This window comes from Dyella sp. (genome assembly GCF_035503745.1).
Taxonomy (GTDB): Bacteria; Pseudomonadota; Gammaproteobacteria; order Xanthomonadales; family Rhodanobacteraceae; genus Dyella_B.
Window position 1 is genome coordinate 101,684 of sequence record NZ_DATJTC010000020.1, and the last position, 24,550, is coordinate 126,233.

Genomic DNA, 24,550 nt, shown 5'->3' on the forward strand with positions numbered 1-24,550 from the left:
CTTTGGGCCGAGGATTCAGCCTTTCAATGCGCTGATGTGGCGGGAGCCACCGGCTTGCAGCCACTCACGCAGTAGAAGTATGCCGCCTCGCGCGGATAATCGATGGTCATCACAAAGTGACCAAACACGTTGCCGCCCACCGCGCCTTCCGTAGGTTTATCCATCATCTGGGCCATGTATTGGTGAAAGGCCTGGTCGGGCTGCTCCGTGAACCATACCGGCCCCACCGACCAGTTGGCGATTTCCACCTCAGGCACTTCGATGATGCGCCTCAACGGCCTGGCGGCAACTTTTTCATCGGCATTTTCCAACACGCGCCAATTTGGGTGCACCTTATGCCAGCGTTCAAGCGTACTTGTAGTGATATAGCTTGTGACGCCTTCACCTTGCACGGTCGGCGTACCACTAGCGCGGGCCGCCGCCGGCGTGGGATATGATGACGCGCCGGTGTCGAGCAACATATCCAATGGTTGGCCATCGACACGAATAGTGATGCGCGCAAAACCCGAAGCTAAGGCACCGTTTGCTTCATGAGGAAAGCCCAACGCAGTCCGGTGTGCAGCAGGACTCGGCCGCCAAGCGTCACCTTCGAGCGTCAGCCGATGCGCGGGGTAATCGAATGTCCAAGTGCGACCGGGCAAATAGCCGGCTCCGAGCTGGCCGTCATAGTTGCTGCCGGCTTGTGGGAAAACTAGCAGCGCTTGCCCGCAAGGGGTCTTGACCGGTGGAGGCAGGCCGAGCCCCACCCGGTACTCTGGCAAGTGAGCGACCGGTAGGTGCTGACCATCCGCTGTGCAGGCGATGGGTTTCAAATGCAGGTGTTGCGCGGCGGCCTTACTTATCCAGTACATGCCGCCACTACCGCCGCCGCCGCTATCGACCAGCAATTTCAGCCGCCGGCCATCGCGGGTCTCCGGCACGGCATAGAAATGCCCCGCTTCGTAGACAGTCGGCAGCACTTGCGGCATTGCGGATTGCATTGAACCAACGAAGAACAATAGACCTGCGGAAGTTGTTAAAACCATGGTCGATACATCCCTGCTATCACCGCTGTCGATTTATCCGGACGCCCCCGCACGGAGTCGAAGGGGCTCCTCACGCCTGCAAAGAGTCCCTTATCTGCCTCGTCAGATCAAATGCGCACCTCTCCACGCACTTGCGGCAACCTCGGGGCAGGTGAGCTGACTTGCGGCATCCGGTTCGGGTCGGACGCAAACCTCTAACTCAGCTAAATAGCGATTTTTCGGCACAGTACATCAGTAGCCGGTCACGACTTGGAAGGGGGCATGGATTTGTATACCTTCGTTAGCATACCGGTCGCATCGAAGATAAGAACAACCATGCCAACATTTCTGCTACCCCAAATCATCTGAGTCATTCCATTGGTATACCGCATGGTTCCACTAGGCTCGCCCATGAGCGCCCGAGCATCCGACTCCGTGACAACACCGACTTGCAAACCGTCAGGGGATCTCGGCGGCGGAACAGGGCGGTTAAAACTCACCGGAGTTCGTACCCAACCGGGCTGGGGCACTCCGTCCTTCGCAGCAGGCATAAAGACCCAATGCTTTGCAGCGTCGACCGCGCTTGCGTCAAGCTCCGGATAACCGCTACTGGTCTCTACGCGGATATCGCCAACTTCACCTTTGGCACTGACGTAGATCAATAGTGTGACCATTCCGTAGTGGCCAGCCCTAAACGCTTCGACAGGAAAATGCGGCGGATAATGAGAGTTGTAGGTGATGTCTTGCGCCGCCGGATGCGTCGGCGACTGATGGGCCATGTACTTGATTACAAGTTGCTGACTATTTGCAGCATCGGCCGCCTGTGTCGCGCTGCCGTTAGCTTTTTGAGGTGTCTGTGCGCAGGATGTCAGCAGCGGAAAAACGGCGCAAAAAACCAAGTCTCGTCGATACATGTTGTCCCCCTGAGAACTATGAAATCAGCATCGATGAACTTTTCCACGTCTGCTCCAGCTCGAAGGCAGACCTTATTCATCGCAATAAGCAGAAGATTTAACAAGCACGGCTACAATTTACGGCGATCGCTTTGGATCAGTCCATAGAGAACCGTGTCCGCGACCTCTCCTTCGCCAGTCACCCAATGCTGGCGAAGGTATCCTTCCCTGATGAACCCAAGGCGTTCGGCGAGGTGAATGGACGGCACGTTGCGCGGATCAATACCTGCCTCAATGCGGCGAAGTCCTACCTTGTTGAACCCGTATTCGATCAAGGCACCTAGCGCTTCTGTCATGTATCCCTTGCCCCAATGCGAGCGTGCTAAGCAGTAGCCGATCTCCGCCCGCCGGCAGCGCGACTCGCCATTGTGCATGCCACAGTCGCCAAGCACCTTCCCGCCATCCTTCGACTCGACAACAAAATTCACGCTTTCGCCATTGCGCGAAGACTGCAATTTGTCGGCAATGCGCCACCTGGCTTGCTCGATGCTCTTCATAGGTGGAAAAGAAAAGTAACGAACGGTTTCGACGTCAGACCACATCTCAAAAAACCCGGGCGCATCCTCTTCCCGGAGAGGGCGAAGTCGAAGACGCCTGGTCTCCATAATTATGGGGTCAAACATATTCATGCATGCCTTGTAAGATTGCGTCAAACCGTGACGGCGCGCCTCACAACTATTTGCTCGCGGACTGTCCACCTCCAAACGCCACCTTGGCCTTGAAGGACGGTGAGCGACTACGAAGGGGGCGTCTTGCCGTCGATTCGCTTCTTCTATAGCGATTATCGCCGCCTCATTGAACAGAAAATCCACCTATCGGATGTTCAATTTTCCGGACCAGCTCAGATTCCGTTGACAGCTCCTCCACCAACGAATGCATCCGCAATATATGCGCCAAAGTTAGTTGGAAGCCAACCACTCAGACCTACGGCAATTCGCCCGGCTCATACCTATACGCGTGGTAATTCCATCGCGATGCAATGATCATGTTGTAGCCGTAAACCAAGCGCACGACGATGGGAACTCGGTTAGATTTTTCCGGATATTCAGCTTGAATGACGCGGGCTGCAGCCTGAGCTATATCCTCATCCGAGGTCATGGGGGCATCTAGCGTCAGCTCAGCTTGAAGATAGCCGACTGTTCGATTTCCAGTGCTTGAATAGACGAACGTTTCACCTTCCACGAAGCCGGCGTTTCGCACGTGCGGTTGTTGCTGGAGTTGGCGCTGCACCTCCAGTATCGGCTGAAAGTTTGCGTGCCGCGCGAAAATACTAGCCACTGATGGGGTGACGAGTGCGAAGATTGCGATCAGTGCGACAACCACCAGATGCCCTTTCCACAAGGCACCCGGCGGCAAGCGCAGACCGGGCGGATTGACTTTAACAACATACGTTCCCACAACCAGATCATGCAAAGACTGTCGTGTTCGCCGGTTGAACAGATACAAATAGAAAACGCTAAACATGCCCCCGAACAGAATTATCGAGATTAGCGTCTCGACAAATAATGCAGTTACCCCGAAATCCACGGGCAGGAAATTTAAAAAGAATGGAAAGCCTAGTATTGTGTAGCGAAGCATCGAGCGCGGTAGCGAGATACACAAACCATGGCCATCGACAACCCGCAAACCCAGCCAACGCTTGGCCAAGGTCTGGCCGCTGCATATCCGGCTATTGAATATGCCGAAATACGAGACGGCGATAGCAAAACCAACAATACGCGCGTACGCGCCAAGCCCGGCAAGCGTATCGAACAAAAAGATGCCCAACACGTAACCGACCGCACCAACGATTAGCAGATCGATAAATATGGCGCCTAAGCGCGACCAGAAATTAGCAATCGCCAGCGCCGGCAGCTCGTTGAGCTGTTCGTTCCCTTCCAATGCGTCCATGTTCCCCTCCCCCTTCCCAACCTTGATTATTGGAGCCTAACCGTCGACCATCATAAATGGCCTAGGCGACGCGTCGATACACGAGCTCAACAAATTCAGGCCGAGGTCTGCCTCGGTTCGATAACTGATCTAATTACATGTAGCCAGCGACTCCAGCAGTTTGGCAAAAGATGGCGCAATAAGCCAAGCCGTCGCCATCAAGACGTCCATTCCTCGGTGTAGGCAAAGCGCGTGGGCCGCAGCGACATATATTGCACGACACGCGGTCGTTGTGCGCGGTTGGGACTGCTGCCATGCGGCAGAAGATGATGCCAGATGATCATGTCTCCGCGCTTTGCGGCAACTGGCTTCATCGTCAAAGTGCGTCGCGCATGATCACTCGCACTCACGCCCTCGGGGACGCTTTTCAACCACTGCTTCAGCGTGCGATGAAAGCCCGGCACGCAGCTGAATGCCCCCTGGTCCTCAGTAACGTCGGCAAGATACAGGATGGCCTGCAAATCCAAGCAGTGCGGCTCAGCGAGCGTGGAGTCCCAGTGCAAATGCGGCCCGGGAAACCGCCAGTTGTCGCGCTCTGGCGGATTAAATCCGCCTTGGTCGATGGTTACCCAAAGATCTTCGCGCCCCCACAGTTGGGCGTGTGCTTTATGAATACGTGGCGCACGGCGACTGGCTACCAGCGCCGGATGTCGCAGCAGCGGCACCCAGATGGAATGACCCAGCGATTGGCGATACCAGGACTTCGGGTCGTCGCGGTCCATCCCAAGGAAATCGTAGATGGCCATCTCTGCAATTTCCGCCGCTTCCGGGCTGATCGCGTTGCGCAGGATGACGTAGCCGTGCTCGTGCCAGTGCGCGAGGTCGTTCGCACTCAAGCCTTCGACGCGGTCGAGATTGCCGACTTCGGCACCAACGGTCTCACCCGCGAGTGCGCGGCGCAAGCGATTGAGCGAGGCTTCTTCCAGTTGGCCATCATTGCGCTCCCAGACCCAGCCTTCGAATTGCGCATAACTGGGCTGCTGTTGGTGCAAGTAACGCAGGGTTTCCAGCACGTTGAGTCGCAAGCCAGCCAGCAACGTCTTCACGACATCCTGCGGTAGCGGCGAAGCAGATCCTGGCGCGCATTGGCAAGCCCAGTAAGTATGCAACTCCTCGACACCAAGACTCACCGACGTCTCGATCATCCGTGCTCCTTACTATTTCAGAAATACCGGTGACTCCCGTTTGGGGCCTAAAGCAGACCTCAATGGCCGCCTCGATCAAACCACGAATCGACCAAGCGCACCTATCGCGCCGTTCGCTAAACTACACTTTCAGATTCGACATAATCGCTATCCCGGCAAGGGATGGTTGCATTTGATGCCCCTGCTTGCCCGCGTAACGAGGGGCAAGATATGCCACTACAACGTTGACGTCGAATTTCGCGGAATACATCGTTTCGAAAGCGGTGGCGCCGCTAGTGCCAAGGCGCCACCATTCGATTAGCAAGAAGCCTTTGTCAGTCTGGCTTCGCGTCTGCGACGGCACGCCGCTCGTCGCACATGGGTGCCGCTCCGGTGTCCCACCCGTTGAAGACAACGTGCACAATCCCCCCCGTTCGGGCGTTGCCTGCACGCTGAATATTGCACTGCCTCGTCGCTTGCAACTGCGGGCCATTCGGCGCGTTCACCGGTGCGGGCGCCAGATTGCTCGGTGGACCATTGGGCACGGGTAGCTTCACGTCGACGCAATCGGTGGCCTGCCAGCCATATACGCCGACAGGCGACGTCCATGTCGAAATGGGCTGCTCGTCCGCGATATGGAGGATGTTCTTATGCTCGTCCACACCGTCATTCCAGGGCGATCCTCCCTTGAAGTCGATGGCAATTTTTGCGTTCGCGCCGTTGACCCGGCTGATGTCTACAGTCTCACCTTGCTGGTTGAGGGTGAACTCAGCCAGGTTGGTGGCATCCGGGTAACAAGCTTTGCTGTCCTTATTCCCCTGGCCTCGCGCAGTAAACGTAGGGCCGAAAGCAATATTGCCGCTGAAGCTTTTCGAGCCGGAATCGAAGATAACCGACTTGTGCGCCGGCAGCATGAAAATGCCCTGAGTGGCCGAGCCCTTCGGTTGCGGAATGATGTGCCAGTGCAATTGATCGATGTTGGTGACGCCGAAGTGGCCGATTCCGAGTGTCACCATGACCGGCACTGGTTGCGAGCTTGCGTTGGTGACCTCCAGGGTCGTACCGCCGATAGCGACGGACGCAAAGGATTTCGCCGACCACAAACCAAGCATTGCGCACGTCAGTACCGCCAAAGTCGGGACACGACTTAGCCTTGTCTGCATCATAGATATTTCCCCTGTTCGTTGTGTCCGATCCTTTTCGCATGCCAAATGTGACGGCGATGAGAAAAAGCCGTTGGTTATCACTTGCGGGGGCTATGCGCATAGGCTTGCACAAAGAGGCACTCCCGCTAATGGAGGAAGCCGCGGAGTCACAACCTGCGCTTCCTACCTTGCAAGCGGGCCTAGAACTTTTGGCCGCCCAATCGGGCAACTGCCAGCTAGCTCTCAAGGCTAATGAGCGTCAACTCGAATGTGACCGTGGCATTCTGCGGCGTATTTCGTTACTGCACTTAACACGTCGCGACAATGACTGCGTCCGCCTTATGCTCTCTAACGAGCAGATCGCTAGCGATCAACGATTGATCGGGTATGCAATGAGCTTGCCTACTCCGGATCGAAAACGGACATCATTTAGAATTCGGATCGGTGAACGTGGACGTGACTAATGCGGCAACGACAGCATCCAGTAACGTATTTCCACTCTCCATGATCCACCCCCTAAAGTGCTCCTCGGCGGCAAACCTCTCGGCATCTACCTCCGCGAGTGCTTCAACACTCCAACGCTCGCGAACCTGACCAACAGGAAACCGATCCGTTTCAGAATCGACGCCGATGAACGGACGAAACAGCTTGTCATCCAACCCATGGTTGAAGGCGTAGGCGTCCTACTATTTTATGGTTTTGCTGCGTCAAGGCCCACCGAGCGGCAAAGCGATCGTCTGCAACATGAATAATCGCATTCGGAAGATGTGTGGCTGTGCATAGATCAGCGCGGGAAACATCCGCTCGGAAAGTGCGGACAATTTATGTTTTAGCGCAAGGCCGGAAGAATCCGCGCCAGAACACGTACTTACACGCGAGGCGGACAACTTATGGTTGATGCTTAACCATAAAGTGACCGTTTTGGCCAATTTATGGTTGAACGCACACACGCAGCAGCATGCCGCAAAGATGGCGCGCCCGGAGGGATTCGAACCCCCGACCAATGGCTTCGGAAGCCACTACTCTATCCGGCTGAGCTACGGGCGCATGGATGTCTGCGCTGGCAGGGGCGGCTCAAGCGAGTGCGCGCCAGCGCGAAGGGGAAGTATAGCGGAGTTGGAGGGGCGCGCCCATGCGCAGGGTTTTCGCATGGGCGGCGCTTTGGTGCGGGCGGCCCTCCGTCCCATCCTCGTCCGAAGATGGGGCGGAGCGGGCGAGGCGCCGGGTCAGCGGGCCTTGATCAGCTGTGTCAGCGTATCGGGCTTGCTGTTGTCGCGTTCCAGGTGCGGGTATTTCAGGCCGCCGTGGTAGTCGATGCGGATGGTTTTGTATTCGTCGAAGTTCTTCACCAGCAACTCGATCGGCTGGCTGCCGCCCTTCGCCGCGGTGACGGCGTCCTTGAGGGTATCGGGATCGTAGCTCTGGCCGTTGACCGCCACGATGGTCATGCCCGGCGACAGGCCGGCGTTGAAGGCCGGGCCGTCCCACAGCACGTCGCTGATGGCGCCTTCCTTGCCGATCGATACACCCAGCGAATAGGTCAGGTCGGCGGTGTGGCGGCGCGCTTCGAATGCTTTCACCGCGGCGGACGGCTTGTCGTTGTACACCAGCTTCCAGCCGTGCGATTCCAGCCCGCCGATGAGTGGGCCATGGCCGTCAAGGCGTGTACGCAGATAGCTCTTCCAGTCGTAGGGGGCCAGGTCGTTGAGTGTCTTGACCACGTCGTCGAAGGTGTAGGTGTCCACGTCCCACGCGCCGGGGTTGACGCCGAAGAATGCCTTGCCGAAATCGTCGATGGTCTTCTTGTTGCCGGTCAGCTGGCGCAGCTTGCCGTCGACATCGAGCCAGATCAGCTCGCCGGCCGAGTAGTAATCCTCGCTGCCCTGGTAGTTGCGATAGGGCAACGGGCGGCGCATGGCGATGGTCGGATCGTTGGTGGTGTCCTGCACGTTGCGCCAGGAGGCCAGGCCCGGACGGCCCTTGTCGTAGATGGCCGAGACCAGGGCAATGACGTCCTTGAACTGGTCCTCGCTCCACAGGCCCGAGCGCGCAGCCATCACCTGGCCCCAGAACTGCGTCTGGCCTTCGTAGACCCACAGCAGCGTGTCGCCCATGGGCACGTTGTAGTTGGGTGTGGCAAGGTCGGCGCCGCGGCGGTATTTGCCGTCCCAGGAATGGTTGAATTCATGCGAGAGCAGGTCGCGCATGCCCCAGCTCTTGTCCCACTCGGTGAAGTATTCGGGCGAGGTGCCGTCTTCGCTGGAGCGGTGGTGCTCCAGGCCGTTGCCGCTCATCTTGTCGCTGAGCGAGAGCAGGAAGTCGTAGTGGTTGTAGTGGTGCGCGCCGTAGAGCTTGTACATCTGCGTGACCAGCGCCTGGTGGATCTTCAGCTCTTCGGGCGTGATCGCCAGGTATTTCGGATCGTCCGCGACGATGTCCATGTGCACCGGCGTGCTGGCGCCGGGATCGAGGTCCACGCGCTTGAAGTACTTGCCGGCGTAGATCGGCGAATCGACCAGGTCGTCGTAGTTGATCGGCTTGAAGTGCACGGTGCCGCCGTCCTGCGAGGCCACTTCCAGCGCCGTGCCAAATTGCCAGCCGGCGGGCAGCTTTACGCTGGGGTCGGTCTGGATCTGGCGCGCGTAGTAGCCGGCGGGGTACAGCGTGACGGTGTTCCACTGCAGGTTGAGCATTTCCGGCGTCATCACCACGCGGCCCTGGGAAGTGCTCTGCGGGGAGAGAAATTGGAAGTCCACGTCCAGCGCGCTTGCGCCCTGCGGCACGTCAATGTGGAAGGCGTAGACGTTGTACGGATCGCGCGTCCACGGAATCGTCTGGCCGTTGGCCTTTATCACCAGGCCGGCGAATTTGTCGATCGGGCCGGTGGGCGAGTGATTGCCCGGAATCCACTGCGGATACAGCAGGGTCATGGCACCTGCCGAGGCCACCGGCACGACTTCGTGCACGCGGAACACGCGATGGGCGATGTCCGTGGCGTCCACGTCGATCTTCAGCGCCCCTGCGCTGTAGGGCACGTTCTGCGGAGCGGGTACGTCGTCGGCGTTGACTGCAAGTGCGGTGCATCCCAGCACGGCGGCAAGGATGGCGGCGGCAAGCGGTTGGCGGTTCAAGGGAGGTCTCCTGGGTGCGACAAGGCCGCCAACATGAATGGGGAGGCGGCGTAAGAGCACGATCCTAGCCACGTGCATGGCCCCACTCCCCTGCCAGAGGTCACGCGCCAGCCCTTGCCGCGCCTGTGCGTCAGGGAAAGATGAGACGCTGTCGGATATCCCTGCCAAACTGAACGGCAAAAGCCTGGCAAACAAGCCAGAAAAGTCCGGTTCAGGCCGGATGTTACAATCTCGTTACACCGCGTAACCCCGCGCGGTCCTGCGCCACGACTTCCCCATCGTCGCCCAGGTCGATAACAAAGAGATGGAGTCCTCCATGAATAAGCTAGCCCTCTCGGCCGCTGTGGCCGCCCTCGCCCTGTCCCCCGTGCTGACCCCGGCCGCTCATGCGGACGACAACAGCACCGCCGCCAACACCGCCACTTACGGTTCCAACGTCAACCCGAACTGGCAGGATAACTTCTTCGCCGCCGGCAACCTGGGCCAGACCCAGGCGCGCACGGCCGACCTGTCGCACAACAACAGCGTGTTCCAGAACGTGCGCTTCGGCTGGCGCTGGAACGGCATCGTGGGTCCGGAAATCGGCTACGTGTACCTGGGCCGCCCCAAGGCCGACATCGGTAACGGCGTGGGTTCGTTCTCGGCCAAGCCGCAGGCCGCCACCCTTGGCCTGAATGCCAAGTACAACTTCTACCAGGGCTGGTTCGTCACCGCCCATGCCGGCTACCTGCGCTCGCGCACCGAACTGGCGCTGACCTCCGGCGATTTCGAGAACCGCTACAAGACCTGGAACAACGGCCTGTATGCGGGCCTGGGCGTTGGCTACGACGTCACCAAGAACGTGAGCGTGGGCCTGAACTACGACAACTACCGCATCCAGGCGGGCAACGACACCAGCCCGGACTACGTCGGCGTGGGCCACACCCGCACCAACATCGCCGCGTACTCCGCCTCGGTGGAATACCGCTTCTAAGCCCCGGCCCCGGCGGCGCCCACGGGCGCCCCAGGTGCCTTGCAAACCCCCGGGCGACCGGGGGTTTGTTTTTTTCCGGGCCAGATGCCCGGCAAGGCCTAAAGTTTGGCCGGGTCCCTGCCGATAGCCCTTTCGAGCCGATCTTTGGCGTAGCTATCTGACCTGAGGACTGACCCCCATGAAAACGCTGATCGCCGCGACCGTGCTGATGGTCGCCCCCATCGCCGCCCACGCCTGCGGGCCCTCCGACTTCGCCATCCAGGACGTGAAAGTAAGCGCCGTCGGCACCGGTATCGCCACGCGCCTGAGCGTCAAGGGCAAGCTGGTCAACAACTGCTCGTCCGCCGCCGCCGCGCAGGTGCGCGTCGATGCGAAGGACGGCTCGGGCAACGTGCTCGCCTCCAGGGAAGGCTGGCCCGCCGGCACCACCAACATCAGCCCCGGCCAGTCGGTCGATTTCGACATGGGCCGCATGCTGCATTACCAGAGCGACATGCAGAGCTATTCGCTGAGCGTGGTCGAAGCCCGCGCCTGGTAATTACCGATTCCAAAGTGTGCGTGTGAACCTGCCGACGGCGCTCCCCCGCCGTCGGCTTTTTTGTGCCGCGCCGGCTACTGGTACCTCGTTGATAGATCGCTGATGATGAGGCGATCCACCTTGCACGCCTGCCACGCAAGCGGTGCAACTGCGAAGGGGCGGGCATGCGCAAAACCTGGTTGAAACGCGAATGGGTGCGGCACCTGGCCGTTACCGCGGGCTATCTGCTGTTTTACCTGGCGCTACGGCGACTGCAGATGCCCAACTGGGGGATTCTGTTTGCCTTTCAGTTCGCCTACCTGCTGTTTTTGCCTTATCGCTACTGGTTGACCTTTCCATGCATCGACATTGCGGGAATGGCCAGCAACGTGCTGCACCACTCGCAATTTGGCCTTAGCTGGATGATCATCTCGATGATTCCCAGCAGTGCCACGGTGATGCCCGTCATCTGGTGGTGCAGGGAGAAACTGGGTCTTTTTCCCAATCGGCAGCAGATCAATTTCCATGTCCTGCTGCTGTGCGCCGCGCTCAGTGCCCTGACTTCGGCCGCAAAGATCATGGCGGCCATAGCGCACGCGTTTTATTCCCCCGGCCACCCGTACCCCATCACCTGGATCATCTTTCCGCTTTTGTTCATGGGGAAATACATCGCCGTCATCTGCGTGCTGCCGTGGCTGTTGATGGTGAGAGCCGAAATCATCTCCTCGACACCGCTGAAACTGCGCGTGCAGGCGCTCGTCAAAGATCTCCTCGCCACCGACACCCTGGTGCTTTTGCTGTCGGCCGCACTGTTCCTGCTGTGGTTTCATCTTCGCAACGACAACGACGCCAGGCAGTTTTCCTATCTGGCCATGTACCTGCCCATCGCGTGGGCCACGCTCAAGCCGGGATGGCGCGCAACCGCGCTAGGTGGCACACCGGCCATCCTGTGCACCCTTTCGTTGATGCAATGGCAAGGCGTCGGCACGGCCTATATGCTGGGCAGCGAGACATTCATCGCACTGGTGATGACGTGCCTGTTCATCCTGGGTGCGCGCGTCACTGCACGGCGCGAGCAGGAGGAGCTCGATCGTCTCGCCGCGGAGCGGGCCATCGCACTGGCCCGCCAGAATATCCACCTCAGCGAATCGCGCCTGAAAAAGACCGCCGAGGCGATGGAATTGGCCGGCGCCGCGATGACGCTCGCGCACCACCAGATACTCTCGCGATTTCGCCACCTGCTTGCGCCCGGGGAAATACAACGCTATTTCCGCCAGGCCAGCGCCACGCAAAATCAAGTCAGCCGGCTGGCCGAAAGCATGCATCCCTTGGCGTGGCGCGAACGCGGCCTGCCGGCGGCACTGCGCGAAACCATTGCCGGAGCCTTGAACGAAGTAGGCATCCCCTATCGCTGCAAGATCGAAAACTTTGCGGCATCCGGACTAAGCCCCGACACCCACACCGCGATATACCGGCTGGCGTGCGAAGCGGTCGCGTACATCAACGCGCACATGATCTGCTCAAGCGTCAGGTTGCGCTTGCGCGGCGGGCTGACCGGGCAGTCGCGCTGGATCGCGCTGTGCGTGGATGGCGCAATCGAACCGGCCACCATCAATGACGCCGTCTACGACATTGGCGAACGCCAGTTTCTGGCCTCCAAACTTGGCGCCCACGGCCTCGATCTGAATGGGCTGCACAATCATGCAGAGTTGTTTGGCGGCCGATTGCGTCAACGCACCACGGCGACTGGCCTAAGAATCACTTGCTTGCTGGTCGATGAGCCGGCCCGGCACGCGGCCGGCCGCGCGCATGTAAACCCCTGGATCGCGTGAACCGCTTACATGGCGTTGCGATCGCCGCAGCCATAAACAGCGAAGCCCGGCGCGCGCCGAGCTTCAAAGAAAACCAGCCCCTGCGCTGATTGCGACGCCTGCCCAGGGCTCGACCCGGGAAAGGTTGGAGGCGTGGCCATCGCGCCGACGTTTACGTGCCGGTGCGATCCCGTGACCGTAGCTTCAGTGCAGCGTAAACAGCTTGTCGAAGCCGGCCACGCGCAGGGTGCCGCGCAAGGCGGTGCTTGCATTGACGATGCGGATCTCGGCGCGATCGCCGCCGGCATGTTCGCGCAGCAGCATCAGCATGCCCAGCGCCGAACTGTCCATGCTTTCCACCTCGCCCAGATCGATCACGTAGCTGCGCGAGGGCTTGCGTTCGCCCAGGCACGCCTCGTGAAACTGGCGATGCACGCTGAAATCGAAATGGTTGCCGAACTGGAGGGTGACGCAATCCTGCTCGGTGTCGTGTTGCACGTTGAGATGCATGGTGGTCACTCCTTAAAACAATTCGATTTCGCCGGCATCCATGGTGTTCTGCAACGCAGGACCCTTGGAGCGGATGCGCGCCTTCTCGCGCTGCAGCGCCAGGCGTTCGCGCACGCGCTCGGAATGCTGGCGCAGCAGCTGCGCGTCCACGGTCTCGCATGCCAGCGTTTCGATATCGCGGGTGGTTTCGGCGGCGACGCCCTGCAGCTCCACCAGGCGCTGGCGGGTCTGGTTCAGCAGCTGGCTGAGGATGTCCTCAAACTGCAGCGAACGGATCGTGGTCGATACGTCGTTGCCCAGGCCACGATTGATCTCCACCACCTGGTCGGCCACCGCACTGGTGCGCGCGTCGCTCTCGGTGACGTGCGCCATCATCGCATCGATGCCACCCTTGGCCGAAAGCGCCACGTTCAGATCCTGCGCGGCCAGTTCGCCGACCAGCCCGCGCACTTGCTCCATGGCGATGCGCGCGCGTTCGACGTGGCTGCCGATCTGTTCGTTGAACTGGTTCGAATGGCTGGCGAGGTTGCGAATCTCCCCAGCCACCACCGCGAAACCGCGGCCCGCTTCGCCCGCGCGCGCCGCTTCGATCGCCGCGTTGAGCGCCAGCAGGTTGGTTTCCTCGGCAATGGTGTTGACGTTCTTCAACAGCGCGAACACCGCATCCATTTCCTTGGACATGCCATCGATGCGATAGACGATGCGCAGGCTTTCGCGCGAAAGCTGCACGATCAGGCCGACGAAATGTTCCAGCAGGTCGCCGGTGCGCGCAGCGAAATCCTGCACCGATACGCCGCCATCCTGCACGTCGATGATCTGCTTGAGCAGCGACTGTTGCATGCCGGTCTTGTGCGACAGGCCATCGAAGCCGCCGCCAAGTTCGGACACCGCATCGCGCAGCAGGTCCAGCGCCTGGTGCAGCTCGCGCGAGGCGTTGCCCAGTTCATCGACCAGGGCGCCGCGTACGTCTTCCAGCGCTTCGCGCACCGGCGCGGTGTCCGGACCGATCGGTGTTTCCACGATCAGCGGCGTCGCGGCCTGGCGGCGGCATTCGTAGATCCACACGGCGCACAACGCGGTGACCAGCGCCGGCGCCATCCAGGCGGGGTTCCAGATCAGGCACAGCAGCAGCGCAACGAGGCTGACGCCGATGCCGAGGAAGGGACGCGGGGTGGTGGGGGAAATGATGGCGGACATAGGCATGTTCCGGTACGTCAGGACGCGGCGCGACGAGCGCCGGCAATAGGTTGTTGCGCCAGGTGCAACAGGCGCGCGGCAATCTTTTCCAGCGGCAGCTTTTCGTCGGCCGCGCCGAGTTTCCAGGCGGCGCCGGGCATGCCCCACACCACCGAAGTCGCTTCGTCTTGCACCAGCGTGGGCGCACCGCTTTCGCGCAGTTCCAACAGGCCGCGCGCGCCGTCGTCGCCCATGCCGGTCAGCAGCGCGCCAATCGCGGCGGCGCCGATGCTGGCGACGGCCGAGCGAAACAGCACATCGACGCTGGGCTTGTGGCGATTGACCTGCGGACCGTCATGCAGGCGGCAGACGTGCTTGGCGCCGTCCCACATCACCAGCAGGTGCTCGCCGCCCGGCGCAATGTAGGCGTGGCCCGGCTGGATCGGTTGGCCGTCGCGCGCTTCGCATACGCGCATGGCCGAGCAGTGGTCCATGCGCGACGCGAACGGACCGCTGAACGCGGCGGGGATGTGTTGCGTGATCAGCACGGGCGGCGCGTCCGGCGGCATCGCCTCGAGTACCACGCGAATGGCCTCGGTGCCGCCGGTGGAGGCGCCGATCACGATGATGCGGCTGCCGCCGCGCGTACCGGCCGACTGCGAGCGCGGCAGTACCGCATCGGCAGTGAGGCGCGGCGGGACATCGAGCTTCTGCACCGGCGTGTAGGCGCGTGGACGCGTACGCGCGGCGAGTTTCACCTTGGCGCAGATTTCCTGCGCGCTCTCGGCAAAGCTGTTGGCCAGGTCGCTGGAGGGCTTGGTAAAAAAATCCACCGCGCCGATTTCCAGCGCGCGCAGCGTCACTTCCGCGCCGCGCTCGGTAAGCGAGGACACCATCACCACCGGCATCGGCCGCAGGCGCATCAGGTTTTCCAGGAAAGTCAGCCCGTCCATGCGCGGCATTTCCACGTCGAGCGTGAGCACGTCGGGGTTGAGCTGCTTGATCTTGTCGCGCGCGATCAACGGATCGGCGGCCACGCCGACGACTTCGATGCCGGGATCGGAATCGAGCATGGCCGACAACAGCTTGCGCACCAGCGCGGAGTCATCGACGATCAGGACGCGAACTTTTTCCATTGCGGCTTTCTCGCCTTATGCATCAATCAACAATCGAAACACAAACATGATCGGCGCCTGGTGGTCGCGCGCCTGTCGCGCATGCTCGGTTACCGCGACGGCTTACGCGCCGTCAAAACAATTCCACTTCACCCTTTATCGGATCATTCGCCAAACGCTTTAGGTAACTCTGCTCGTTGGCGGCCAGCTCGTTGTCGCGCGACGTGCGCAATTGACGCACCCGCACGCGTCCGCTGGCGGGGAAAAACTGCAGCTGGCGCGGATAGATGTCGCCCACGTCCTCGGCCACCAATTGCAGCTTTTCCAATTCCAGGTAACGCTTGACGAACTCAATGTTGCGCCGGCCGACGTCCGTCATCTGGGTCAGCACGCGGCCGCCGCCGAAAATCTTCACCGTCAGCGCGTCGCGACGGCCGCCGGCTTTCAGGATCGCGTTGATGAGCTGCTCCATCGCGTCGCTGCCGTAGCGCGCCGCGCGGCCTACCGCCACCGACCAGTCGTTGCGTTCGCCGCTCATCGGCTCGGGCAACATGAAGTGATTCATGCCGCCGATACGTCGCTCGGCGTCGCGTATGCACGCCGACACGCACGAGCCGAGCACGGTGGACACCATTTCTTCCTGCGCGCTGACGTAATACTCGCCGGGCAGCACTTTGACGGTCATGCACGCGTGCGAGGGATCCCAGAATCGACGCATGTGTTCGAATCCGGGCAATACTGCGGTTTGGGCGGTAGGCGCCGTGGCGACGCCGGGCATGGGACGTGTCATGGGACGCATTTCCGATAGACGGTACGGCCCACCAGTTCGAACGAATCGCTCAGGCCGTACATCGATTCGGAATGACCGAGGAACAAATAGCCTCCCTGCTCCAACAGGCCAGCGTAGCGTTCGAACAGACGCTGCTTGGTCGGCTTGTCGAAATAGATCACCACGTTGCGGCAGAAAATCGCGTCGAACGGACCGCGCATCGGCCATTCCTTCAACAGGTTCAGCGGCTGGATCGTCACCAGCTCGCGCAGGCGCGGGTGCACGCAGGCCAGGCCCTCGTAGGCGCCTTCGCCGCGCAGGAACCAACGCGCGCGGCGCGCGTCGCTGATGCCGCCCATGCGTTCCAGCGGATACGTGCCCTCGCGCGCCGCGCCCAGTGCCTGCGGCGAGAGATCGGTGGCGAGGATGCGCGCATCGACCTTGCTGCCGCTGCGCTCCAGGGCCTCGGCCAGCACCATCGCCAGCGCGTAGGGCTCTTCGCCGCTGGAACAGCCGGCCGACCAGATGCGCAGGCGGCCGCCGTTTTTCTTTTCTTCCAGCCAGCGCGGCAACAACTGCTCGACCAGCAGGTCGTAGTGGTGCATCTCGCGGAAAAAGGAGGTGACATTGGTACTGATCGCGCTGGCCAGTTCGCCCAGCTCGCTATCGGGATCGGTGCGCAGCAGATCCACATAGGCATCGAAGCCTTCCAGATCCAGCGCGCGCAGGCGGCGCAGCAGACGTCCCTGTACCAGTTGGCGCTTGTGCTCGCCGAGCACGATGCCGCAGTGGCGGTAGACGAAGTCGCTCAGGAACGCAAACTCGCTATCGCCCAGCTGCCAGCCACCTGCGCCAGCCGCCACGCCGCGCGCATCGTTGTCGATGATTCGCGCGGCCATGCGATCAGAACTCCTTCCAGGCGCCGGAGTCGGCGGTCTCTACCGGACGCGCGGCCACCTTCGGCGCGCTGCTCTTGCGGACCGCGGCAAATACCGCTTCGGCTTCGGCGGCGACGTTGTCGGCCACTTTCTTGGAGGCGGGCTTGGACGTCGCGGTGGCGCCGATCTGGAAGAAGCCGACCTGGTTGGTGAGTTCGTCGGCCTGTTCGTGCATCGCACGCGCGGCGGCCGAGGCTTCTTCCACCAGCGCGGCGTTCTGCTGGGTCATTTCGTCCATCTGCGACACGGCGTTGTTGACCTGGTCGATGCCGGCCGACTGCTCTTGGCTGGCGGCGGCGATCTCGGCCACGATGTCGGTGACTTTCTTCACGCTATCGACGATGTCGGCCAGCGCTTTGCCGGACTGGTCGACCAGCTCGGTACCCACGCGCACTTTGTCGGCGCTGTCGTTGATCAGCAGTTTGATTTCCTTCGCCGCGCCGGCGCTGCGCTGGGCCAGGTTGCGCACTTCGGTGGCGACCACCGCGAAGCCGCGGCCCTGTTCGCCCGCGCGCGCCGCTTCCACCGCCGCGTTGAGCGCCAGCAGGTTGGTCTGGAAGGCGATCTCGTCGATCAGGCTGACGATATCTGAAATCTTGCGGCTGGAGCTGTTGATCTCGCGCATCGCCGTGACGGCCTGGGCGGCCACTTCGCCGCCGCGCTCGGCCTGTTCGCGCGCACCGCGGGCGAGCTGGTTGGCGTGGCTGGCGTTTTCCGCGTTCTGTTTCACGGTGGAGGTCATTTCTTCCATCGACGAAGCGGTTTCTTCCAGGCTGGAAGCTTGTTCTTGCGTGCGCTGGCTCAAGTCGTCGTTGCCGCGCGCGATTTGCTGCGCGGCCGTGCTTACCGCGTCGGAGCCCTGGCGCACTTCGCCGACGATTTCCACCAGGCGCTGATCCATCGTGTGCAGCGCGTTGAGCAGGTTGGCCAGTTCGTCGTTGCCTTTGACCTGGATGTCGTGGCCGAGCTTGCCGCCGGCGATTTCATTGGCGACCTTCATCGCATAGCTGAGCGCGTGCGAGATCGAGCGCACCAGCAAGGTCGAGCGCAGCAATGCGAACAGCAGGCCCGCCGCCAGGGCGATGAGGGTGAACAGACGCACGCGCTGATAGCTTTTCACCTGATCCTGGAAGATCTGCTGCGCTTCGGCGCGCTGCAGGTCCACCACCTTGGACAGCACGTCCTGGCGCTGCATCAGCAGCGGACGCAATTCCATTTCGACCAGGTCCGGCGCTGTGTTGTCGTTCTGCTTGATCGCATCGAGCACGTCGCCCTTGGACTGTTCGTAGTCCTTGTCGGTGGAGTGATAGTCCTTCATCGCCGCAGCGAGGGCAGGCGCAAGCTTGAGGGCCTCAAGCTTCTTCTTGTACTCGTTCATGTCGGCTTCGTACTTGCCGGCTTCGGTCAGCTTCTGCTTCAACTGGTCGGCCTTGCCTACCAGGTTGGCCGCTTCGCTTACCGCCAGGAAGTACTTCAGCGAATCGGTGCGCACCGCATCGACGTATTGCGAGGGCACAAGCGAATTGTCGTAGATCGCCTGGGTGCCGTCGTTCTGGCGCGACATCGAGCCAAGGCCGATACCCGCGCCGGCCAGCAGCATGACGCAAAGCAGGCCTACCAGCATGACCAGGCGCGCCTTGATCGAGAGCGACTTGAATTTGAATTTGGGGAAACGCAGTTTCATGTTGTCAGTCCTTCACGCCACGGCTTTCACATCGTTCGTCGCGCTGAGCGCGGCCTCGAGCATCTGTGCGTCCTGCGGTTGCAGCAGTTTGTCTGCGTCGAGCAGCAGCACCATGCGGTCGCCGATCGAAGTCAGTCCTTTGAGGTATTCGGTATCCACGGTGGTGCCCATGTCGGGCACCGGACGCAGCGCGTTGTCGGCCACGTCGACCACGTCGGATACGGCATCGACCACTACGCCGAACTGGCGGCCGGCCACGGTGATGATCACGGTGACGGTGGTGGCGTCGTATTCCTCGCGGGCCAGGCCAAAGCGCAGGCGCAGGTCGATCACCGGGACGATCGCGCCGCGCAGGTTCAACACGCCCAGCACGTAGTGCGGCGATTGCGGGATGCGCGTCACCGGCGTCCAGCCGCGGATCTCACGCACGGACAGGATGTCGATGCCGTATTCCTCGTGTGCGAGGTTCACGGTGAGGTACTGCGACTGGAGCGCCTCGCTCCGGGATAGGTCGGACATGGTTTTGCCTCGTCGTTGGAGCACCAGGCCGTGCTCCCGTTCGAAAGATGGATCGGCTGTCTCGCGTAAAACTTGAGCTTTTGGGGGGTGGTTTCAGAACTCCGCCCATTCGCCGGCCACGGCCAGCGGCCGCATCGCAGGCTCTTGCGAACGGGCCGGCGGGGCGCTCTTGCGGGACGCCGGGCGAGCCGCCGGGGCGGCCTGGACGTCGTCCGCCTCGGGCAGCCGGAAGTAGCGCATCTGCCCCTGCAGCTGGTCGGCCTGCTCCTGCATGGCGCGGGCGGCGGCGGCGGCCTCTTCGACCAGGGCGGCGTTCTTCTGGGTCACCTCGTCCATCTGCGTAACGGCCCGGTTGACCTGTTCAATGCCGCCGGACTGCTCCTGGCTGGCCGCGGCGATCTCTTCCACGATGTCGGCCACCTTCTTGGCGCTGCCGATGATCCCGGCCAGCGCCTTGCCCGATTCGTCCACCAGCTGCGAGCCGGCCTGGATCTTGTCCACGCTGTCGCCGATCAGGGCCTTGATGTCCTTGGCGGCGCGCGCACTGCGCTGGGCCAGGTTGCGCACTTCGCCGGCGACCACCGCGAAGCCGTGCCCCTGCTCGCCCGCATGGGCCGCCTCGACCGCGGCGTTCAACGCCAGCAGGTTGGTCTGGAAGGCGATTTCGTCGATCAGGCCCACGATCTCGGCGATGTGCGAGCTTGCCTGCTCGATCGCCTGCATCGCGCCGCTGGCGCGTGCGGCCACGTTGCCGCCATGCTCGGCCTGCGCACGCATCTGCGCGGCCAGGTCGCTGGCGTGGCGGGCGTTGTCCGCGCTCTGCTTGACGGTGGAGGTCATCTGCTCCATCGAGGCGGCGGTTTCCTCCAGGCTGGAGGCTTGCTCCTGCGTGCGATAGCTCAGGTCGTCGTTGCCGCTGGCGATCTGCTGCGCGGCGGAGGTCACCGCGTGCGCGCTGTGCTGCACCTTGTCGACAATGCCGGTCAACTGGCCGCGCATGCGTTGCAGCGCATCGAGCAGGCTGGCCGGCGGGGGCGCGGTGGCGGCATCGGCCATGGTCAGGTCGCCATCGGCGATGCGCGCGGCCATCGCCACCGCGAACGCCGGCTCGCCGCCGATGCTCAGGCGAATGCTGCGCATCGATTGCCACACGATCAGGATCACCAGCAGGCCGACCAGGGTGGCGCGCAGCAGGCTTCCGGCCAGCATGTGGGTGAACTGCGCGTCGATGTCCACGAAATACGCACCGGCGGCGATGTGCAGGTCCCACGGTTTGTACCAGGCGGTGTAGGTCATCTTCAGCTTGTCGCCCTTGCTGCCTGGCATCGGCCACATGTACTCGGTCACGCCGAAGCCGTCGCGCTGGTCGGCGGCCAGCATGTCGCGGTACATGTATTTGCCGGTGGAATCGGTCTCGTCCTTGATGCTTGAACCCACGCGCTTGGGCATCACCGGATGCATGCGCATGACCAGGTTGGAATCGAACGCGTAGAGGTAGCCCGCGCCATGGTTCCAGCGCAGCGTGGATATCGCCGCCAGCGCGCGCTTCTGTGCCTGGGCGTCGCTGAATTCGCCTTTCGCGGCGCGGTCGTGATAGCTCTGCACCAGCGCTATCGCGGTGGTCACCTCGTCGCCCAGCGCACGCCGGCGCGCCTCCATCTGCAGGCTGCGGCTATCCATCGCCGACATCACGGTCAGCGCGATCAGGCCTACCACCACAATGGCGATGACCAGCCACACCCGTGCCGCAAGGCTCAGGCGATCGAGAAATTTCAACGGGGACATCATGACGGCAACCTTCGAATGACGGATGAAAAATGGGCGCGCTAGCACCCGGATTGATGCACGGCACAGCCACGCGCCACCCCCTTGGCACGTCCGTTACCTTCCTTTCTTGAAACCGGCGGCGCCCTCCGCGCCGCCGCCATGGCGCGTTATGCGGCCTTGCGTCGCGCCTGCAGGCGGATGATGCCCGCCACGTCCACGATCAACGCAACCGAACCGTCCGCCAGGATGGTGGCGCCGGAGATACCCTCCACGCGCCGGTAATTGGCTTCCAGCGATTTCACCACCGCTTGCTGCTGGCCGATCAGCTCATCGACGAACAGCCCCACGCGATGGCCGTCCGCCTCGACCACGATCACCAGCCCCTCTTCGATTTTCTGCCGCGCATCGGCGCAGCCGAACTGCTGGTGCAGGCGGATGATCGGAATGTATTCGTTGCGGAAGCGGAACAGCTCGCCGCCGCCGGTTACGCTGCGCACGGCATCGGCCTGCAGCTGGATCGATTCGACGATCGACACCAGCGGCACGATGTAGCACTCCTCGCCCACGCCCGCGCTCAGGCCATCGATGATCGCCAGGGTCAGCGGCAACGTAATGGTGAAGGTGGTGCCGTTGCCGGGCCGGCTCTTGATGCCGACGTGGCCACCAAGGTCCACCACGTTGCGGCGGACCACATCCATGCCCACGCCGCGGCCGGAGAGGTCGGTGGTGACCGCGGCGGTGGAGAAGCCCGGCTGGAAGATCAGCTCGCCCACTTCATCGTCGGTGATGCCTTCGGCGCTCTTGATCAGGCCCTTCTGCAGCGCCTTGTTGATGATGGCGTCGCGATTGAGGCCGGCGCCGTCGTCGACGATTTCCACCACGATCGAGCCGCCGCGATGGGAGGCTTCCAGGCGCAGCGTGCCCATGTCGCCCTTGCCGGCGGCGCGGCGTTTGTCCGGCGTTTCCAGGCCATGATCGATCGCGTTGCGCACCAGGTGCACGAGCGGGTCGCCGATTTTTTCCAGTACGGTTTTGTCCAGTTCGGTATGTTCACCGACCAGGTCCAGCTTCACCTGCTTGCCCAGCTTTTGGCTGAGATCGCGCACCAGTCGCGGAAAGCGGTTGAACACCGAGCCGATCGGCAGCATGCGGATGCCCATCACGCTTTCCTGCAGGGAGCGCGTATGGCGGGCGAGTTGCGCGAGGCCTTCCTGCAGCATGGTCAGGCGCGAGGGATCGAAATCTTCGCGGAACTGGTCGAGCATCGCCTGGGTGATGACCAGTTCGCCGACCAGGTCGATCAGGCTGTCGATCTTGTCGATGCCCACGCGCACGGAACCGGCATCGTTACTGCTGGCCGGGGCGCTGCGCGCGGGGCCGGCGGCGGCGGCCGGCGCGGCCACCGCTTCCACCGGCGGTGCGGCAGGCGGTGCGGCGACGGCATGCGGTTCGATGCTCAGGTCGCACTCGTCCTGAACCCAATCGAACACCGAGGCGATCGCTTCGCGCGTGGCCGCGCCGGTGAGCGTGAGATGCCAGCCCAGGTGGCACTGGGCGGGATCGAGCGCATCCAGCGTGGGCAGGCGATCGAGTTGCGCCTCGACGGTCAGCTGCCCAAGCCCGGCCAGTTCACGCAGCAGACGCAAGGGATCGTTGCCGCCGGCCAGCATGCCGGCATGGGGACGGAATTGAATGGTCCAGCCGCTCGATGCGGCCGGCTTGGCGGCAGCTTTCGCCGTCGCGGCCGGCACGGCGTGCCCGACCGCGGCGGCCAGTTCGCGCTTCAACGCTTCGCTGGCCTCATCGGCGAGCGGCTGCCCGGCTTGCGCGCGCTCGAACATGCCGCGCAGGCAATCGACCGTGCGCAGCATCAGTTCGATGATGGTCTTGTCGATCGCACGGCGGCCGTCGCGCACCTGGTCCAGCAGCGACTCCGCTTCGTGCGTGAAGGCAGCCATTTCCGGAAAACCGAAGGTGGCCGCGCCGCCCTTGATCGAGTGCGCGGCGCGGAAAATGCTGTGCACCAGCTCCGCGTCGCCGCCTTCGTCCAGCGCCAGCAATGCCGTTTCCATAGCATCGAGTCCCTCGAGGCTTTCCTCGAAGAAAACTTTGTGGAACTGCGTGACGCTGATCGTGCTCATGAAGAAAGTCTCTGAGTTAACCCTGATGCCTGATTGCTGCGCGATAACCCCCTCTCCCCCGCGGGGAGAGGGTTGGGGTAAGGGGCCGCGCTTGCCGGAACATCGCGCCTGCTGCGAAGGGCAAGATGCGCTCTTGCTACCCGACAACACCTTCGCACGATGGCCCCTCACCCTGCCCTCTCCCCATAGAGGAGAGGAAAAAGCCCGGTTTCTACTGTCGCGGCTCAGCCGAGGACGCGGCGCACCGTCGCCAGCAACTGCTCCGGATCGAACGGCTTGACTAGCCAGCCGGTCGCGCCCGCGGCCTTGCCTTCCATTTTCTTGTCGGTGTTGGATTCGGTGGTAAGCATCAGGATCGGCACGCCCTTGTAATCGGGACGCGCGCGCAGCTCGCGCACCATGCTGATGCCGTCCATCACCGGCATGTTCACGTCGGCCAGTACCAGGTCGAAGCGCGAGGACGCGGCGGTATCCAGCGCAAGCTGGCCGTTTTCCGCCTCGCTGACTTCGTAGCCGGCGCTACGCAGGGTAAACGCCACCATGCCGCGCATCGAAGCCGAATCGTCTACTGCAAGAATCTTTGCCATCGTCCACCTCAAGTTCAGGCCGGCTGTTTCGCCGGCAACGCCAATGTTTGCGCCAGGCCGAGCTGGCTGGCCGCCTCGTGCAGGGGTGCGCTTACGCCGGCCCAGCTCATCTGTTTGCCGCGTTTGGCCGCCTCGCGCTGGAACACCACCAGCAGCTGCAGGGCGGCGGTATCCACGCGCTCTACGGCGCTGGCATCGAGCACGATCTGCGGCGCGTCGAAGGCATCGGAAAGCTTGCGATGCAGGTCGCCGACGTCGGCGATGCGGCAGTCGGCGGGAATGCCAATCCGCGCTTCGCTGCTGACGGTTGCCTCTGGTTTGCTCTTGCTGCCCATGCGTGCGGCCCTCGACGGGTTTCTGTTGGGTGTCTTATCGGCCGCGGCGGTGGCAGCTTTAGGCGTCGCCGGCAGCTCTTTTGCGCGGATCGGCGTGTTTTGCCGGCCCGGATCGTGACCCGGTCACGGGGCTCGATAGGCACTCCAGCCGCCGGCATCGGCCGTGGCCGGCGCGCATGGCGAGGGTCGCCGGTGGAACCTGCGGCGCGCACGCGCTCGATCCGCAAGACACGGACCGCTTCGGACAAAGCCGGCGTAGGAATTTTTCTTATGTGACGGGCATCTCAGTTCAAGACGCTGATCCACGCCGCCATTGGGCCCGCGGCACGGCGAATGCAACGCCACGGGGCACATGCACACAAAAATTTGCGGAGGAAAACCCTAAAGTCCCGCTTTGCCTCGCCGATACCCACCACCAGGGC

At 62.2% G+C, this 24,550-nt stretch carries 22 protein-coding genes and 1 tRNA gene; 3 read left to right on the forward strand and 20 right to left on the reverse strand.

Going from position 1 to position 24,550, the window contains the following annotated elements:
- Nucleotides 1-23: 23 nt before the first annotated feature.
- The 9 genes from VME63_RS08220 to VME63_RS08260 form a co-directional block, all read right to left on the reverse strand.
- A complete protein-coding gene (locus tag VME63_RS08220; RefSeq protein WP_325432130.1) occupies nucleotides 24-1,025 on the reverse strand; it encodes a hypothetical protein in 1,002 nt (333 codons plus the stop codon).
- A 242-nt stretch (nucleotides 1,026-1,267) separates the two neighbouring features.
- Nucleotides 1,268-1,918, reverse strand: coding sequence for an energy transducer TonB (locus VME63_RS08225; RefSeq protein ID WP_325432132.1), 651 nt, complete (start codon nucleotides 1,916-1,918; stop codon nucleotides 1,268-1,270).
- Nucleotides 1,919-2,028: 110 nt separating this feature from the next.
- Nucleotides 2,029-2,586: a GNAT family N-acetyltransferase gene (locus VME63_RS08230; protein ID WP_325432134.1), complete on the reverse strand. Its 558-nt coding sequence runs from the start codon at nucleotides 2,584-2,586 to the stop codon at nucleotides 2,029-2,031.
- A gap of 295 nt (nucleotides 2,587-2,881) precedes the next feature.
- Nucleotides 2,882-3,847: an RDD family protein gene (locus VME63_RS08235; protein WP_325432136.1), complete on the reverse strand. Its 966-nt coding sequence runs from the start codon at nucleotides 3,845-3,847 to the stop codon at nucleotides 2,882-2,884.
- 197 nt (nucleotides 3,848-4,044) lie between these two features.
- A complete protein-coding gene (locus VME63_RS08240; RefSeq protein ID WP_325432138.1) occupies nucleotides 4,045-5,031 on the reverse strand; it encodes a phytanoyl-CoA dioxygenase family protein in 987 nt (328 codons plus the stop codon).
- Nucleotides 5,032-5,345: 314 nt separating this feature from the next.
- Nucleotides 5,346-6,176, reverse strand: coding sequence for a hypothetical protein (locus VME63_RS08245; RefSeq protein WP_325432140.1), 831 nt, complete (start codon nucleotides 6,174-6,176; stop codon nucleotides 5,346-5,348).
- Between the two features lie 404 nt (nucleotides 6,177-6,580).
- Nucleotides 6,581-6,814 carry a hypothetical protein gene (locus VME63_RS08250; RefSeq protein ID WP_325432143.1) on the reverse strand — a complete coding sequence of 78 codons (234 nt, stop codon included), beginning with the start codon at nucleotides 6,812-6,814 and terminating at the stop codon, nucleotides 6,581-6,583.
- 311 nt (nucleotides 6,815-7,125) lie between these two features.
- Nucleotides 7,126-7,202: transfer RNA gene (locus tag VME63_RS08255), tRNA-Arg, on the reverse strand.
- 179 nt (nucleotides 7,203-7,381) lie between these two features.
- The gene (locus VME63_RS08260) at nucleotides 7,382-9,286 is read right to left on the reverse strand and encodes a M61 family metallopeptidase (RefSeq protein ID WP_414648223.1); all 1,905 of its coding nucleotides are present in this window, start codon (nucleotides 9,284-9,286) and stop codon (nucleotides 7,382-7,384) included.
- A gap of 316 nt (nucleotides 9,287-9,602) precedes the next feature.
- Between VME63_RS08260 and VME63_RS08265 the strand changes: the two genes are divergently transcribed.
- The 3 genes from VME63_RS08265 (at nucleotide 9,603) to VME63_RS08275 (ending at nucleotide 12,608) form a co-directional block, all read left to right on the forward strand.
- Nucleotides 9,603-10,259, forward strand: a complete 657-nt coding sequence (locus VME63_RS08265; RefSeq protein ID WP_325432145.1) for an outer membrane protein — start codon at nucleotides 9,603-9,605, stop codon at nucleotides 10,257-10,259.
- A 178-nt stretch (nucleotides 10,260-10,437) separates the two neighbouring features.
- The gene (locus VME63_RS08270) at nucleotides 10,438-10,797 is read left to right on the forward strand and encodes a hypothetical protein (protein WP_325432147.1); all 360 of its coding nucleotides are present in this window, start codon (nucleotides 10,438-10,440) and stop codon (nucleotides 10,795-10,797) included.
- Between the two features lie 164 nt (nucleotides 10,798-10,961).
- Complete coding sequence (locus tag VME63_RS08275) at nucleotides 10,962-12,608, forward strand: hypothetical protein (RefSeq protein ID WP_325432149.1); 1,647 nt, start codon at nucleotides 10,962-10,964, stop codon at nucleotides 12,606-12,608.
- Between the two features lie 183 nt (nucleotides 12,609-12,791).
- On the opposite strand, the gene VME63_RS08280 is transcribed toward VME63_RS08275, so the two are convergent.
- The 11 genes from VME63_RS08280 to VME63_RS08330 all read right to left on the reverse strand — a co-directional run bounded on the left by VME63_RS08280 (nucleotide 12,792) and on the right by VME63_RS08330 (nucleotide 24,128).
- Nucleotides 12,792-13,097 (reverse strand): STAS domain-containing protein, encoded by a 306-nt coding sequence (locus VME63_RS08280; protein ID WP_325432151.1) that lies wholly within the window; start codon nucleotides 13,095-13,097, stop codon nucleotides 12,792-12,794.
- Nucleotides 13,098-13,109: 12 nt separating this feature from the next.
- Nucleotides 13,110-14,294 (reverse strand): methyl-accepting chemotaxis protein, encoded by a 1,185-nt coding sequence (locus tag VME63_RS08285; RefSeq protein WP_325432152.1) that lies wholly within the window; start codon nucleotides 14,292-14,294, stop codon nucleotides 13,110-13,112.
- Nucleotides 14,295-14,311: 17 nt separating this feature from the next.
- Nucleotides 14,312-15,409 carry a chemotaxis response regulator protein-glutamate methylesterase gene (locus tag VME63_RS08290; protein ID WP_325432155.1) on the reverse strand — a complete coding sequence of 366 codons (1,098 nt, stop codon included), beginning with the start codon at nucleotides 15,407-15,409 and terminating at the stop codon, nucleotides 14,312-14,314.
- Nucleotides 15,410-15,521: 112 nt separating this feature from the next.
- Complete coding sequence (cheD, locus tag VME63_RS08295; protein ID WP_325432157.1) at nucleotides 15,522-16,178, reverse strand: chemoreceptor glutamine deamidase CheD; 657 nt, start codon at nucleotides 16,176-16,178, stop codon at nucleotides 15,522-15,524.
- Nucleotides 16,175-17,056, reverse strand: a complete 882-nt coding sequence (locus VME63_RS08300; RefSeq protein ID WP_325432159.1) for a protein-glutamate O-methyltransferase — start codon at nucleotides 17,054-17,056, stop codon at nucleotides 16,175-16,177. The genes cheD and VME63_RS08300 overlap by 4 nt, the downstream gene beginning before the upstream one ends.
- Nucleotides 17,057-17,060: 4 nt before the next feature.
- The gene (locus VME63_RS08305) at nucleotides 17,061-18,779 is read right to left on the reverse strand and encodes a methyl-accepting chemotaxis protein (RefSeq protein ID WP_325432161.1); all 1,719 of its coding nucleotides are present in this window, start codon (nucleotides 18,777-18,779) and stop codon (nucleotides 17,061-17,063) included.
- A 12-nt stretch (nucleotides 18,780-18,791) separates the two neighbouring features.
- The gene (locus VME63_RS08310; RefSeq protein ID WP_325432163.1) at nucleotides 18,792-19,298 is read right to left on the reverse strand and encodes a chemotaxis protein CheW; all 507 of its coding nucleotides are present in this window, start codon (nucleotides 19,296-19,298) and stop codon (nucleotides 18,792-18,794) included.
- Between the two features lie 93 nt (nucleotides 19,299-19,391).
- Nucleotides 19,392-21,086 carry a methyl-accepting chemotaxis protein gene (locus tag VME63_RS08315; protein ID WP_325432165.1) on the reverse strand — a complete coding sequence of 565 codons (1,695 nt, stop codon included), beginning with the start codon at nucleotides 21,084-21,086 and terminating at the stop codon, nucleotides 19,392-19,394.
- A 146-nt stretch (nucleotides 21,087-21,232) separates the two neighbouring features.
- Nucleotides 21,233-23,206 (reverse strand): chemotaxis protein CheA, encoded by a 1,974-nt coding sequence (locus VME63_RS08320; protein WP_325432167.1) that lies wholly within the window; start codon nucleotides 23,204-23,206, stop codon nucleotides 21,233-21,235.
- A gap of 224 nt (nucleotides 23,207-23,430) precedes the next feature.
- The gene (locus VME63_RS08325; RefSeq protein ID WP_325432169.1) at nucleotides 23,431-23,793 is read right to left on the reverse strand and encodes a response regulator; all 363 of its coding nucleotides are present in this window, start codon (nucleotides 23,791-23,793) and stop codon (nucleotides 23,431-23,433) included.
- Nucleotides 23,794-23,807: 14 nt separating this feature from the next.
- Nucleotides 23,808-24,128, reverse strand: a complete 321-nt coding sequence (locus tag VME63_RS08330) for an STAS domain-containing protein (RefSeq protein WP_325432171.1) — start codon at nucleotides 24,126-24,128, stop codon at nucleotides 23,808-23,810.
- Nucleotides 24,129-24,550: the final 422 nt, after the last annotated feature.